General features: G+C 60.6%; 1 pseudogene. It reads left to right on the top strand.

Going from position 1 to position 335, the window contains the following annotated elements:
- Positions 1–304: pseudogene (locus tag AF337_RS05790) on the top strand (hypothetical protein); the annotation flags it as partial.
- Positions 305–335 lie beyond the last annotated feature (31 nt).

Below are 335 nucleotides of genomic sequence, written 5' to 3'. Positions count from 1 at the left end.
GACGACAGGCGGCGGACAGTGCTACTCGGGGCCGGCCCTGTCGAACTACACGGCGGGCGAATATGGCGACCGCCGCGAGATTTTCGCCGCCATCGTCAATTGCGGCTACGAGGCCTCGGTCGACCATTTGAACGGCCACAAGCAGACGCAGGCGGTTGCCTTCGCACGCATGTTCATGACCAAACCGGCGATCAAGGCTGGCAACGAGCGCTATCTGTCGCTTGAAGTGATCGACATCAGCGGCAAGGGTGGACGGGGCACACTCGAAGATTTCCTCCGGGAAGAAGCGGAGCTGGTCAGATGATGGCGCTCCGCAATTTTATCTTGCATCGGCT

This window comes from Rhizobium ecuadorense (assembly GCF_001187535.1).
GTDB lineage: Bacteria > Pseudomonadota > Alphaproteobacteria > Rhizobiales > Rhizobiaceae > Rhizobium > Rhizobium ecuadorense.
This window is presented reverse-complemented; position numbering and strand designations above follow the sequence as displayed.